At 61.0% G+C, this 13,659-nt stretch carries 12 protein-coding genes; 8 read left to right on the top strand and 4 right to left on the bottom strand.

The features are described from left to right. Positions 1 to 76 precede the first annotated feature (76 nt). Genes Q1A91_RS15270 through Q1A91_RS15250 form a run of 5 tightly spaced genes read left to right on the top strand, consistent with a single transcriptional unit; the run spans position 77 to position 6,587 of the window. Positions 77 to 586 carry a hypothetical protein gene (locus Q1A91_RS15270; protein WP_299879158.1) on the top strand — a complete coding sequence of 170 codons (510 nt, stop codon included), beginning with the start codon at positions 77 to 79 and terminating at the stop codon, positions 584 to 586. A gap of 58 nt (positions 587 to 644) precedes the next feature. Continuing rightward, entirely contained in the window at positions 645 to 1,352 is a 708-nt protein-coding gene (locus tag Q1A91_RS15265; protein ID WP_299879155.1) for an ABC transporter ATP-binding protein, read from the top strand. A 6-nt stretch (positions 1,353 to 1,358) separates the two neighbouring features. Further along, the gene (locus Q1A91_RS15260; RefSeq protein ID WP_299879152.1) at positions 1,359 to 3,722 is read left to right on the top strand and encodes an FtsX-like permease family protein; all 2,364 of its coding nucleotides are present in this window, start codon (positions 1,359 to 1,361) and stop codon (positions 3,720 to 3,722) included. Positions 3,723 to 3,726: 4 nt separating this feature from the next. Continuing rightward, complete coding sequence (locus Q1A91_RS15255) at positions 3,727 to 4,938, top strand: HlyD family efflux transporter periplasmic adaptor subunit (protein ID WP_299879149.1); 1,212 nt, start codon at positions 3,727 to 3,729, stop codon at positions 4,936 to 4,938. Next, complete coding sequence (locus tag Q1A91_RS15250; RefSeq protein ID WP_299879146.1) at positions 4,935 to 6,587, top strand: alpha/beta fold hydrolase; 1,653 nt, start codon at positions 4,935 to 4,937, stop codon at positions 6,585 to 6,587. The genes Q1A91_RS15255 and Q1A91_RS15250 overlap by 4 nt, the downstream gene beginning before the upstream one ends. A 2-nt stretch (positions 6,588 to 6,589) precedes the next feature. Here the strand turns inward: Q1A91_RS15250 and Q1A91_RS15245 are convergent, their stop codons facing one another. Further along, positions 6,590 to 6,937, bottom strand: coding sequence for a phasin family protein (locus Q1A91_RS15245; RefSeq protein WP_299879143.1), 348 nt, complete (start codon positions 6,935 to 6,937; stop codon positions 6,590 to 6,592). 133 nt (positions 6,938 to 7,070) lie between these two features. On the opposite strand from Q1A91_RS15245, the gene Q1A91_RS15240 reads away from it, so the two are divergent. Further along, positions 7,071 to 9,650, top strand: a complete 2,580-nt coding sequence (locus Q1A91_RS15240) for a cation-transporting P-type ATPase (protein ID WP_299879140.1) — start codon at positions 7,071 to 7,073, stop codon at positions 9,648 to 9,650. Here Q1A91_RS15240 and Q1A91_RS15235 read toward each other — a convergent pair. Further along, on the bottom strand, positions 9,635 to 10,672 hold the full coding sequence (locus Q1A91_RS15235; RefSeq protein ID WP_299879137.1) for a hypothetical protein: 1,038 nt from the start codon (positions 10,670 to 10,672) through the stop codon (positions 9,635 to 9,637). The two genes, Q1A91_RS15240 and Q1A91_RS15235, sit on opposite strands and share 16 nt — an antisense overlap. 81 nt (positions 10,673 to 10,753) lie before the next feature. Here Q1A91_RS15235 and Q1A91_RS15230 point away from each other — a divergent pair, with 81 nt between their 5' ends. Both Q1A91_RS15230 and Q1A91_RS15225 read left to right on the top strand, forming a co-directional pair. Then, complete coding sequence (locus Q1A91_RS15230) at positions 10,754 to 11,470, top strand: VIT1/CCC1 transporter family protein (RefSeq protein ID WP_299879134.1); 717 nt, start codon at positions 10,754 to 10,756, stop codon at positions 11,468 to 11,470. A gap of 83 nt (positions 11,471 to 11,553) precedes the next feature. After that, positions 11,554 to 12,684 carry a site-2 protease family protein gene (locus tag Q1A91_RS15225; protein ID WP_299879131.1) on the top strand — a complete coding sequence of 377 codons (1,131 nt, stop codon included), beginning with the start codon at positions 11,554 to 11,556 and terminating at the stop codon, positions 12,682 to 12,684. A 42-nt stretch (positions 12,685 to 12,726) separates the two neighbouring features. On the opposite strand, the gene Q1A91_RS15220 is transcribed toward Q1A91_RS15225, so the two are convergent. Continuing rightward, positions 12,727 to 13,173, bottom strand: a complete 447-nt coding sequence (locus Q1A91_RS15220; RefSeq protein ID WP_299879128.1) for a universal stress protein — start codon at positions 13,171 to 13,173, stop codon at positions 12,727 to 12,729. A gap of 33 nt (positions 13,174 to 13,206) precedes the next feature. Further along, positions 13,207 to 13,644: a host attachment protein gene (locus Q1A91_RS15215; protein ID WP_299879125.1), complete on the bottom strand. Its 438-nt coding sequence runs from the start codon at positions 13,642 to 13,644 to the stop codon at positions 13,207 to 13,209. Positions 13,645 to 13,659: the final 15 nt, after the last annotated feature.

Here is a 13,659-nt window from a genome sequence, read left to right as displayed (position 1 = left end):
CGCGCCTATTGATCTGTATCAACCCGGCTCTGCCTGTCCTGATAGATTTGCCTGCATATGCCAAGGGGACATGATCATGGATGCAAGGACTTCCCAAACCGCTGTCGTCTTCTATTCGCGCACGGGCCATTCAAGGCGACTGGCCGAACGTCTGGCCCAGCAGGTGCAGGGCCAGTTGCTGGAGATCGCGGCCCCCGCATACGGTGGCATCTTTGGCTACATGCGCGCGGGATACAACAGCCTGAAACAGAGTGCGGGCGCAGGGCGCGTCGCGCTGCCATCCCTTGCGGGATTTGACCGTGCGATTGTGTGCGGGCCGGTCTGGACGTCCTATCCAAGCGTGCCGCTGCGCAATCTGCTGCGCGCGATGCAGGATCACGCGGGGGGCGTCGCCCTGTTCCTGACGAGCGGCGCGCATTCCCCGCCGGACAAGGCGTTTGAAACAGGCGCGGCGGATCTGGGACGGGCATTTGTTGCCACGGCCTGCGTGCCGAACGGGGTCGAAGGCACGGATGAAGAGGACCGGATGGTCGGGGAATTCCTGCGACAGTTTCGCGCAAGTCAGCCTGCACATGCGCAGGATTGAGATTGATCAATCCCCCCCTGACCCCCGCGCCTAAAACGGGCCCAAGCAGGAGAGCGCCGTGGCCGACATCATCTTCAGAACCGAAGGCATCACCAAGGTCTATGAAACCGGTGAGGTGAAGGTCTATGCTCTGGCGGGCGTTGACCTTGCGCTTTACAAAAGTGAGCTGACCGTCCTGCTTGGCCCGTCGGGCAGCGGGAAATCGACGCTGCTGAACATACTTGGCGGGCTGGATCATGCCACGGACGGGCGTGTCTGGTTTGAGGACACAGAGCTGACGGATATGTCGGACCGGGGTTTGACGAAATATCGCCGGGACCACGTGGGGTTTGTCTTTCAGTTCTATAACCTTGTGCCCAGCCTGACCGCGCGGGAGAACGTGCAACTGGTCACGGATGTGGCCCCTGATCCGATGCCTGCCGAAGAAGCGCTGGATCTGGTGGGGCTGGGCAAACGCATGGATCACTTCCCTTCCGAGATGTCGGGGGGCGAGCAGCAGCGCGTGGCGATTGCGCGTGCCATCGCCAAGCGGCCGCAGATCCTGCTGTGTGATGAACCCACCGGTGCACTTGACAGCACCACAGGCGTACAGGTGCTGGAGGTGCTGCGCGACATCAACGAACGGTTCGGCACCACCACCGTTGTCATCACGCATAACGCCGAAATTCAGCGCATGGCGCATCGGGTCATTTTCTTTCAGGACGGCAAGATCAGCGAAACGCGGGAAAACAAGGACCGCCTCGCCCCGTCCGAGATCGTGTGGTGAGGCAGCATGCAGGCCATTGACCAGAAACTGCTGCGCGACTTCAAACGCCTCTGGGTGCAGGCCGTTGCCATTGCGCTGGTGCTGGCATGCGGTGTTGCGATCCTGCTGACCTCCGTTGGCATGTACAACGCCCTGTCCGAGACGCGGCTTGCCTATTACGAGCGGAACCGCTTTGCCGATGTCTTTGCCGAGACGACCCGCGCGCCGCTGTCGCTGTTGCCCGAGATTGCGCAGATCGACGGGGTGCAGAGCATCGAAGCGCGCATATCGGGGTTTGCCATTCTGGACATTCCCGGCCGAACGCGGACGGCAGTCGGGCATATCCTGTCCTATCCCGAAACCGCGGAGCCGGTTCTGAATGTGCCATTGCTGCTGTCGGGACGCTTTCCCGACCCGGCGAGCACCGATGAAGTTGTCGTCAACGCCCCCTTTGCGCAGGAGCACGGGTTTGCCCCCGGCGATACGTTCAGCGCCAATCTTGAAGGGCAGAAACGCGAGTTGGTCATCGTCGGCACGGTTCTGTCGCCTGAGTTCATCTACACCATCGGTCCGGGCGCCTTGATGCCGGACAATGCGGCCTTCGGGATCATCTGGATGTCCGAACGGGCCGCCGCTGCCGCCTTTGACATGACGGGGGCGTTCAACAATATCACCCTTTCGCTGACAGCGGGTTTCAGACCGGAACCGGTTATTGATGCGCTTGATACGTTGCTTGAACCCTTTGGCGGGCGGCGCGCCTATGATCGCGCCACGCAGGTGTCAGACGCTTTTCTGGATGCAGAGATCAACCAGTTGAAAGGCATGGCTGCCATCCTGCCGCCAATCTTCTTTGGCATATCGGGGTTTCTGGTCAGCATGGTGATGAGCCGGATCATCACGCTTGAACGCAGCGAGATCGGATTGCTGAAGGCCATCGGCTATTCCAACACCGAAATCTGCCTGCACTACCTGATGCTTGCCGGGTTGATCGCGGTTGTGGGGGTTGGACTTGGCTGGATTGCCGGGACGGCACTGGCCCAATCCACCGCACGGCAATATGCGGAGTTCTTTGATTTTCCGTATGTGATCTTCCGCGTTTCATACTGGGTCTATGCAGCAGCAGGTCTGGCGGGGATTGCCACCACCAGCCTTGGGGCCGCGCAGGCGGCGATGAAGGCGGCGCGGCTTGCCCCTGCGGTCGCGATGCAGCCCCCTGCCCCACCGCGGTTCAAGCGGTCCCTCATTGACGATGCAATGGCGCGGATGCGTCTGGCACAGTCCACGGTGATGATCCTGCGCTCGCTCCTGCGGTGGCCGTTGCGCAGTTTTCTGACCTCAATGGGGTTGGCGCTGGCTGTGGCGTCGGTGATTGCGGCGACCTTCATCAATGACGCACTGGATGAAATCGTCGAGCGGGCGTTCTTTCAGACCAACCGGCAGGATGCGATGCTGCTGTTTGCCGAAGACGTGCCCGAAGCGGTTCTTGAGGATGTGCGCAACCTGCCCGGTGTCCTGCAAGCCGAAAGCCAGCAGTTTCACGCAGCCATCCTGCGGCATGGCTACCTGAGCAAACGCTCCGCTGTCGAGGCGCGCCGCGCCGGGACGGATCTGAGCCGCGTGCTGGATTCCGACGGCCTTCCGGTCGATGTGCCGCCCGGTGGGATCGTCTTGTCCGACCGGCTGGCCGCCCACCTTGATGTCCAGCCCGGAGAGAAGATCGAAGTCGCGTTTCTGACGGGCAAGCGGGAGACCTTCGACATCACCGTGACAGAGCTGGTGGGACTGCACTTCGGCCTTGGTGCGTATATGGATTTTGAATACATGAACGCGCTCTTCCGGCAGGCGCCGCGTGTCTCAACCGTGAATGTGACACTGGACGAGAACGAGACGGACGCCCTGCATGCCGTCATCAAGGAAACGCCCCGCATCACCGGCATCGTTGAGATGAACGAGAACCGGCGGTCCTTTCAGGAGACGATTGAGGAAAACATTGTGGTGATGAATTCCATCTATATCGCCGTCGCGGTGCTGATCACGATTGGTGTGACCTACAACGCGGCCCGCATTCAGTTGTCGGAGCGCGCCCGCGAACTGGCCAGTCTGCGCATCCTGGGATTTGGGCGGGGGGAGGTTTCCTACATTCTGGTGGGGGAAATGATGCTGATCGCGCTGGTTGCACAGCCCTTCGGCTGGGCAATCGGAGCCTATATCGCCTTCCTGATGAGCAGCAATTTCACCAGTGACCTCTATCAGATCCCGCTGGTTTTGAACCCGGCGCGGTTCTCGTTCGCCAGCCTTGTGGTGCTGGGTGCAGCACTCGGCTCTGCACTGATCGTGCGGCGCAGGCTCGACCGGCTTGATCTGGTGGCTGTTATGAAAACAAGGGAGTAACCCAATGGCTTATTCAACCCGCACACTTGTCCTGATTGGCATTGGCGTAACGCTGGTGGCAGGGCTGTCCTACGTCAGCTTTCGCGCCGATCCGGTCGCAGTCGATCTGGCTGCGGTCCGCAGGGGTCCGCTGGAAGTGACAATCAACGCGGATGGCCAGACCGAGGTGCGCGAACTTTTTGAGGTGGCCTCCCCCATTTCGGGCACGGCATTGCGGTCGCCGGTGTCAGAGGGGGACGTCGTCGTGGCAGGCGAAACAATTGTCGCGATTGTGCAGCCTGCCTCTTCGGGATTGCTTGATGCGCGGTCGCAGTTGCAAGCGGAGGCGTCCTTGCAGGAGGCCATGGCCGCACGACACGTGGCACAGGCGGATCTCAAGCAGGCGCAGGAAACGGCCCGCTTTGCCCAATCCCAGTTCGACCGCACGCAGGCGCTTGTGTCCCGCGGGGTTGCGTCGATCACTCGGATGGAGGACGACACCCAGAGGCTTGCCGTGGCACAGGCCGCCATCGAAGCGGCACAGGCCCGGATCGAGATGGCCAATGGCACGATTGAACGGGCGCGCGCGACCTTGCTTGTCCCGACCGATGCGAACCCGACGCCCGACGGCTGCTGTGTTCAGGTCACCTCGCCCACGGATGGGGTGGTATTGTCGGTGGAGACGATCAGCGAGCGGCCGGTCACAATTGGCGCACCCCTGGTGAGCATTGGCGATCCCGGTCAGCTTGAGCTTGTGGCCGACATCCTGTCCAACGACGCTGTGCGCCTGTCGCCCGGCGCAAAGGCCTATGTGGAACGTTGGGGCGGCGATGAGGTGCTGGAGGCCCGGCTGGAGCGCATTGATCCCAAGGCCCGCACCAAGGTGTCGGCACTGGGGATCGAGGAGCAAAGGGTCGATGCCTATTTCACCCTTACCACCCCGGCAGAGGCGCGGCCCAGTCTGGGGGATGGATTTTCCGTCTTTCTGCGGATCATTGAATGGCGCGTTGAAGACGCGCTTCAAATCCCGTTGAGCGCCGTTTTTCGCCAAGGCAGTGAATGGGCGGTATTCGTTGCGATTGAGGGGCTTGCTGAGCGGCGTGTCGTCACGCTTGGCAAGCGCAATGACCGCATGGTCGAAGTCCTCAGCGGGCTGGAAGTGGACGAACGTGTCATCACCCATCCCAGCGATGCAATCGCGGCTGGTGTGCCGCTGGTCGAAAGATCTCAGTTATGAGCAGATCTGACCCTCCGAAACCCGGTGTGGACGCGCATTGGCATGCGGCCCTTGGGCGGCTGACCGCAGGGCTTTCGCCGACGGCCCTTGCAACGGCATATGTGGATTGGGCGATGCATCTGATGGGGTCACCGGAGAAACAGGCGACACTTGCCAAACGCGCATGGGCCGAAACGGTTGAACCGAAGGAACGGCATGATCGCCGGTTTGCCGACCCTGCGTGGGCCGCCTTTCCCTACAACGTGATGGCCCAGAGGTTTCTTGCAGCACAGGATTGGTGGGAGGCGGCGACAACTGGACTGGCGGGCGTTGATCCCAAACACGCGCAGGTCGTGAACTTCACCGCGCGTCAGTGGCTGGACATGTTCTCGCCCGCCAATTTCGCGCTGACGAACCCGCAAGTCCTTGACCGCACCCGCAAGACGGGCGGACAGAACCTGATGTTGGGTGCCCAATATTGGGTGGAAGACTTTGGTCGTTTGATGCGCAAGGAACCTCGCGCCTCGGGCACATTCAAAGTGGGAGAGACACTGGCTACGACACCCGGCGATGTGGTGATGCGCAATGAATTGGCCGAACTGATCCGCTACCGCCCGACAACGGATCGCATCCACCCTGAACCGATCCTCATCGTGCCCGCGTGGATCATGAAATTCTACATTCTCGACCTGACCGCCCAGCGTTCGCTGGTCGCGTATCTGCGCGATCAGGGGTTTGAGGTGTTTATCCTGTCGTGGAAAAACCCCGATGCCAGCGACGCGGACCTGTCGATGCAGGACTATGTCGATCTGGGCCCACGTGCTGCGATTGAGGCCATCAACTCAATGGGTCACGACCGGATCCACGCAGCCGGGTATTGCCTTGGCGGCACGTTGCTTTCCATCACGGCGGCCGCACTGGCGCGGGACGGGGATGAGACCTTTGCCAGCGTCAGCCTGCTGGCGGCGCAGGTCGATTTCTCCGAACCGGGGGAGTTGGGGCTGTTTATCAATGAAAGTCAGGTGGCCTTTCTTGAGGACATCATGGCCACCACCGGATACCTCAAGGCCGATCAGATGGCGGGCGCATTTCAACTGCTCCGCTCCAATGATCTGATCTGGAGCAGGGTCATCCGCCACTATCTGCTGGCAGAGCGTACCGCTGACAATCCGCTGCTGGCGTGGAATGCGGATACCACGCGGATGCCTGCGCGCATGCATGCCGAATACCTGCGCCGCCTGTTCTTGAAGAACGATCTGGCCAAGGGCCGGTTCAAGGTCGATGGAACCGCTGTCTCCCTGAGCGACATTCGGGCGGATGTGTATTGCGTGGCCACCGAGACCGACCACGTGTCACCGTGGGTTTCCGTCTACCGGCTGTCGCTGCTTACCGACACGGATGTGACGTTTGTGCTGACCAATGGCGGACACAATGGCGGTATCCTGTCTGAGCCCGGACATCCGGGCCGCCATTTTCGCAGCGCCCACAAGACCGAAGGTGACAAACACAAGACGGCAGCGGCGTGGATTGCAGAACATGCGCCACAGGACGGCTCGTGGTGGCCGCACTGGGCGGCATGGCTCAAGAAGCGCAGCGGTGCCCGGACCAAGCACACCCACGCCCTTGAGACCGTGATGGGCGCGGCACCGGGCCGCTACGTTCTGGGGTAACCTCAGCTGTCGGTTGTCTTTGGCGCAAAGGCCTTGCTTGTCATTTCGACCAGCTTGCCGGTTTCGGCCTGATACTGGTCAATCGCCTTTTGCATGAATTGCGCCTGAACATGCTGTAGTTCGGTCACGTTCTTGCAATGCAGGATCTCATGCTGGGTTTTGACATCCTCCTTGATCCGTTCCGCGACGAAACCGGCCACCTCTGCGCCCAGATCGCTGATGGCTTCGACCCATGCCGTCCCCATCCCCATCAGATTGCCCAGACCGGCCTCCTGAAGCTGGGTGAAAGGGTTGAATGCTTCTGCGTCGGGCTTGGCTGTACTGTCCTGCTTTTGTGGCGTGTTGGCCATTGTAGATCCTCCAATGTGTGAAGTTACCCGCAAAGAATAGGCGGCGCAGGGCGCGTTTGGGTTGATATTGCTCAATCACTGACTGTGTTTTCGCCTGATACCGACACAAACATTCAAAGGATGAGGGTGTCACGTGTCAGAGAATGTGCAGCAGGCTGGTTTGACGCCAGAGGAGGTCGAGAAGGCCCGTGAAGAACACGGCTGGAACGAGCTTCCTGCCATCAGGCAGACAAGCGCGCTGTGGGTGCTTTTGCGTCAGTTTTCCAGCTTTCTGGTCTTGATCCTGGTTGCGGCGGCGGCGGTCGCTGTGGCGCTGGGAGAGATGATGGATGCCGTCACCATCGCCCTTGTTGTGGTGCTGAACGCGGCCCTCGGCTTTGGTCAGGAATGGAAAGCAGAAACCGCGTTGACCGCGTTGCGCAACCTTCTGTCGCCGCAGGCAATGGTGCTGCGCGCGGGGCAAGAGCAGGTCATCCCCGCACGGGAAATTGTGCCCGGCGACATTTTGGTGCTGACCCCCGGCGCGAAGATCGCGGCGGATGCCGTGGTGCGGCGATCGGTTGAACTGGCGGTGGATGAAAGCGTCCTGACAGGGGAATCGGTGCCTGTCGCAAAGGATCGCGAGGAGGGCCGACTGGATGTCTTTGCCGGGACGTCTGTCACGGCGGGGCGCGCCGAAGCGGAAGTGACGGCAATTGGGGCCCGGACGGAGTTTGGCAAGATCGCTCATCTGACCGGGTCGGTGGGGACCAAGACGACAAACCTTCAGAAGAAGCTGGGGCAGCTTGCGCGCCAGCTTGGCATCGCAGCACTGCTGGTTGCGGCAGGGGTCGCCGGATTGGGGCTGTATCTGGGGCGTGACCTGACAGAGATGGTCATGACCGGGCTGTCCCTGTCGGTGGCCATGGTGCCCGAGGGGCTGCCCGCCGTTGTCACCATCACGCTGGCGCTGGGGGCCACGGCGATGGTACGGCAGAACGCTCTGGCGCGCCGGTTGCAGGCGGTTGAGACGCTGGGCGCGGCATCGGTGATCTGCACGGACAAGACCGGTACGCTGACCGAAAACAAGATGACCGCCACGCATGTCTGGACGCTTGACCGCCGCTATGACGTGACCGGCACAGGATATGACCCGGCCGGGCACATTGAACTGGATGGCAGCCGGATACGGGCCGCAGATGATGTGGTTCTGGACGCCTTGTTGAAGACCGGGCTCTATTGCAGCCATGCGCGTCTGAACCGCGAAGGCTCGGAGTGGCGCATGGTCGGCGCCCCCACCGAAGGCGCGTTGATCACGTTGGGGTACAAGGGCTGGTGCAGCCTGCCGGAAGAGCGCAACCTGCTTGCTGAAATCCCCTTCAGCAGTGCGCGCAAACGGATGAGCGTGTTGTATCAGGCGGACCGTGGGACTGTTGTGCTGACCAAAGGCGCACCTGAACAGGTGCTTGAGGTCTGTAGCCAGATCATGACTCAGGCCGGGGTGCGCCCTTTGCGTGCAGAAGTCCACGAAGAGATCACCCGCGCCTATACCCGCCTTGCCGCAGAAGGGCTGCGCGTGATGGCATTTGCCCACCGCGATGCGCCTGACAAGCAGATCATCGAACAGGACATGACCTTTGTCGGGCTGGTCGGCATCATTGATCCACCGCGCGCGGAAGTGCGCGATGCCATCCGCTCTGCCCGTGCGGCAGGCATCCGGGTGGTCATGATCACCGGCGACAGTCCGATTACCGCAGGCGCCATCGCAGCGCAGCTTTCACTGGACGTCACAGAGCATCTGACCGGTGCGGATCTTGATGCGCTTGACGACACGGCCCTTGCGGGCGTGCTGAAGGAGGATGTCCTTTTTGCCCGCACGAAACCTGCGCAGAAGATGCGCATTGTCTCTGCCTTGCAGGCACAGGGGCAGATCGTCGCGATGACCGGAGACGGGGTGAATGACGCCCCGGCCCTCAAACAGGCCGATATCGGGGTGTCCATGGGCATCCGCGGCACGGACGTGGCACGCGATGCCTCCGATCTGGTGCTCCTGGATGACAACTTTGCCACCATCGTGCGGGCCATCGGCGAGGGCCGCAGGCAATTCGCCAATGTGCAGAAATTCGTGCGCTACCTGCTGTCGTCCAACGCGGGTGAGGTGATTGCCCTTGTCGTGAACATCGCCATCGGCGGGCCGCTGGTCTTTCTGGCCACGCAGATCCTGTGGATGAACCTTGTCACAGACGGGGTAACGGCCGTCGCACTGGGGGTAGAGAAATCCGAGCCGGATCAGATGCAGAAGCCCCCCCGTGACAAACATACCGCCATATTGGGTCTGCATGGCATCCTCACAATCGTCCTGCTGGGCACCTACACCGGGTTGTCGAGCCTTTGGATCTTCTTTCACCTGATGGAGTCTGGTCTGGAACTGGCCCGCACCACTGCGTTCACCGCCATGGTGGTGTTTGAGAAAGTCAGCGTTTTCGCCTTCCGCTCCCTGCGGCTGACGGGGTGGCGGATTGGCTGGCTCAGCAATCCGTTCCTGCTGATCGCGCTTGCCGTGACGTTGGGTGCTCAGGTCGCGGCAGTCTATTGGCCGCCTTTGCAAGTCCTGTTGCGCACAGTGCCCATGGGTGTTGACCAATGGCTGATGATTGGCACCTTCGCCCTGCCCATCCTTGTTGTTCCAGAGGTTCTGAAGGCCGCAGTGCTGCGCTTTCAACGCGCGAAGTAATAGGCCGCGAGGCTCGCCATGAAAGTCAGCATCACCAGAATGGAATCAAGCCCGACATCCCCCACACGCGGTTTGCGCCGCACGATCAGACCGATCAGATAGATGGCCGTGACCGCCAGGCCGAAGGACAGCGCAAGGCTGACCGTGCGCGACGTGTCTCGCAGGATCGGGCCACTGCGAAACAGGATGTCCGCCGGGAACACCAGCACCAGCATGATCAGGTTGCTGCCGAAAATGTTGGAAATCGCCATCGTATAGGCCCCGATCCGCACCGCCGCGATGCTGGTGGTCAGTTCCGGCAGAGAGGTCGCCAGCGCCAGCAAGGTCACCCCGATGAACCCCGCACCAAGCCCCGATTGAACCGCAATGCGGTCCGCAGAGAAGACCAGCAGCAGGCCAAAGATCAAAATGGCGATGCAGGCTGCGGCGGCTTGGGCGATCAAAGCCCGGTTGCTCTTCACGGCCAGGCCGGTCGGGGCGGGAAAGGCCAGCGGGTCCGGATCGGGCAGATCAACCGGCACCCAGTCGCTGCTGTCATCATACCGGCGCAGCAGCCAGATCGCGCCACCATAGACCACAGCAATACACACGCTGCCCAGCCCCACCCCGGCAAAGACAAATGTTTCGCCCAGATTGGTGATGATCAACGCCACCGACAGCAACAGCACCAGCAACGTCGCCTCCAGCGCGTGATTGGCCTTGCGTGGATAATTCGTGATCGGCCCCCGCGCCCAGAAATCCGACATCGCCAGAATTGCCGTTTGCAGGGTGATGCCACCAAAGAGGTTGTTGAGCACCAGATCACGGGCCTGCCCAATGGCTGCACCCAGCGTTGTCGCCACCTCGGGCAAGGAGGTGGCAAGCGACAGGATCAGCAGCCCCATCAGCGATTTGGCGAGCTTGAACCGATCGGCAAGTGCGTCCGCCAGATAGGCAAGCCGGGCGCCTGCGATCCAGACACAGATGGCGCTGAACAAGAAGATCAGCGCGCTTTGCCCCAGCGTGGTTGCGGGAATATCCATGGGGTCCGCCTAACAAACCTTCCATGCCGTTTCTTGATCTGGCTCAATTACGAAGGGCAAAAAAAGCGGCAGACTTGCCGGATGACCCAGGAACACAGCCACAGCCCCCAGGACATCACCCGCCGCCTTTCGGAAGGACAAAAGCAGAGCCATCTCAAGGACATGATCTATGGCGGGATCGACGGTGCGGTCACCACCTTTGCTATTGTTGCGGGGGTTGAGGGTGCGGGACTGTCCCACACGATCATCGTTGCCCTTGGATTGGCGAACATTCTGGCCGATGGCTTTTCGATGGCGGCCAGCAACTACTCCGGCACCAAGGCAGAGCTGGATGACCGCAAGCGCATCATTCAAATCGAGGAGCGGCACATAGAAGAACACCCCGAAGGGGAGCGGGAAGAGTTGCGGCAAATTCTGGCAAGGCGCGGCTTGTCGGGGGATGTTCTGGAGCAGGCCACGCAGGCCATCACCCGGAACAAGCAGAACTGGATCGACCTGATGCTCAGCGATGAATACGGGCTTGCCCGCGAAGAGCCGAACCCGATGCGCGCGGCGCTGGCCACGTTTGCGGCGTTCATGGTTGCGGGTGCGGTGCCGCTTTTGCCGTTTTTGCTTGGCCTGCCCAATCCCTTCGCAACCTCGGTTCTGGCGACCTTGCTGACCTTCTTCCTGATCGGCACCGGAAAGAGCCGTTGGTCATTGGCGAAATGGTGGCGTTCCGGTCTGGAAACGCTCTTGATCGGGGGGGTCGCGGCCCTTCTGGCCTACGGTGTGGGCGGGCTTTTTCATCCCGCCTGACACGGCTTGCGGAAAATCAATTCGATCTGCAACGCCATTGCTATCCTTAGGGCAAAGATGGAGGGCGTATGTTCTCAAATGCCGTGAAAATATGCACCATTAACAATTTTGAGATCAGGGTTGATCCAAGCTGGCTGATCATCGCAGGGCTTGTCACCTGGAGCCTGTCGCAAGGGTATTTCCCGGATGCGCTGCCCGGCCGAACCGGTTCGGTCTATCTGGTCATGGCGGTTGTGGCGATGTTGGGATTGTTCGCCTCACTTCTGCTGCATGAGCTTGCCCATTCCGTTGTGGCGCGGCGGTTGGGTGTTCCGATCAAGACCATCACTCTGTTCCTGTTTGGCGGCGTGGCCGAGCTGGAGGCAGAGCCAAAATCCGCGCGCACAGAATTCTGGATCGCAATCGCGGGGCCTGTCATGTCTGCGGGCCTTGGCGTCGGGTTCTGGACCCTGAGCCTGATCGTAGCTTTCGGTGGCGCTGCGGCGGCAAGCGTTGCGGTGCTTTCCTATCTGGCGCTGGTCAACATTGTGCTGGCCTTGTTCAATCTGGTGCCGGCATTTCCGCTGGACGGCGGGCGCATCCTGCGTGCTTATCTTTGGCATCGGACGGGGGACGCTCTGGCTGCGACCAAAGCGGCCTCGCGATCGGGCGCGTTCTTTGGGTATCTGCTGATGGCTCTGGGTGTGTTGGCGTTGTTTCAGGGCAATGTGCTGGCGGGCATCTGGTACGTGCTGATCGGTGCGTTTGTACTGGTTGCTGCACGCTCCAGCTATGCGATGCAACGGGCGCAGGCGGCGTTTGAGGGCACATCGGTGGCCGCATTGATGTGCCGCACGCCAGTGACGGTCAGCCCGCAGGTGACGCTTTCAGAACTGCTTCATCAGGTCTTTCTGCCCCGCAACATCAGCTTTGCCCCGGTGATGGAAGACGGGGTTCTGCTGGGTCACATCGACCGATCTGTCTTGTCCCGGATTGATCAGGAAAACTGGGTCACGACGCGGGTCGGGGATGTGTTTGTCGGATTGAACGATCAGGTCATGATTGGTCCGGATGTGGGGATAGACGCCCTGTTCGAAACCATCCGCAAAACCAATCGCCGCAAGATCCTTGTGGTGCAGGACCATCACCTTCTTGGGGTCATCACCCTGTCGGACCTGACGCGGCACCTCAGCCTGACACCCCTCTCCCCATCCAGCGGTCCCAGGACGTCGTGAATCGCGCGCGGGATGCGGTCAACTGCCGTGCCAAAGACGCCGCTAGATGACGGAGAGACAGGCGCATTTTGCCAGATGGCTGATGCGGTGGGTCGTGCTGCCCAGAACGAGGCTGGAGATGCCGCTGAGGCCACGCCGCCCGGTGACGATCAGATCAGCGCCAATTTCATCGGCATGCAGGAGGATTTCGGTTGCCGCATCTCCATGCGGCATATGGGTCTTGATCCTTTCAAACCCCATGTCAGCGGCGATGATCAGCGCCTCATCCAGAACCTTCTGCCCTGCCCTTTCGATTTCATCGAAGGTGGGGCTGGTGAGGCCGGAATGATATCCTGCCATGGAATCAAGGACAAACGCGGCGGTTTCCGCGTGGGGGACGTGAATCAGCGTCACCTGCCCGGAGTAGTATCTGGCCAGGTCGATGCCAACATGTGCGCCCTTCCTGGCCTTCTCTGACCCATCAAGGCCCACGATGATTTGTCTGAACATGCCGTTTTCCTTCGGTACGCCGTCAGGCTGCGGTCAGATGGCGATCAATTCGCCAAGTTGTGCTTCGAGGCTGCTGAGCGGCTGGTTGGAGAAATCCTTGGGGATCTCTCCCAGCAAGGCCGCGCTCAGCGGGGTGTCGAGGTTCGTGCGCAGCAGCCCCAGCATATGAGGCCCGGCGACAAGGATCAGGCGGTCAAACGACTTGTCCAGATAGGCTTTGGACAAATGACCGATCACCTCCTTGGCAAACTGCGCATCGTTCAGATCCCGCAGGTGGGTCTGTTCAACAGCGCGAATGCCGGGACCTGCGATGCTGTGGCCAACCCCGGCCCTGTCACGGTGGGTGCGCAGCGGTGCTGCGTGCCAGGTCTTGCCTTGCCGCGCGGTCAGCCCCTTTCCGGGGCCTGCGTGTTCATACACCCGAGCCACGCGCGCGTTGGCCAGGACGACCCATGAAATGACTGCTTTCATTGCATGCTCCTGTGT

It is taken from the genome of uncultured Sulfitobacter sp. (assembly GCF_947500075.1).
Classification (GTDB): Bacteria; Pseudomonadota; Alphaproteobacteria; order Rhodobacterales; family Rhodobacteraceae; genus Sulfitobacter.
The sequence above is the reverse complement of the archived record's forward strand: the minus strand, read 5'-3'. Positions and strand labels throughout refer to the sequence as shown.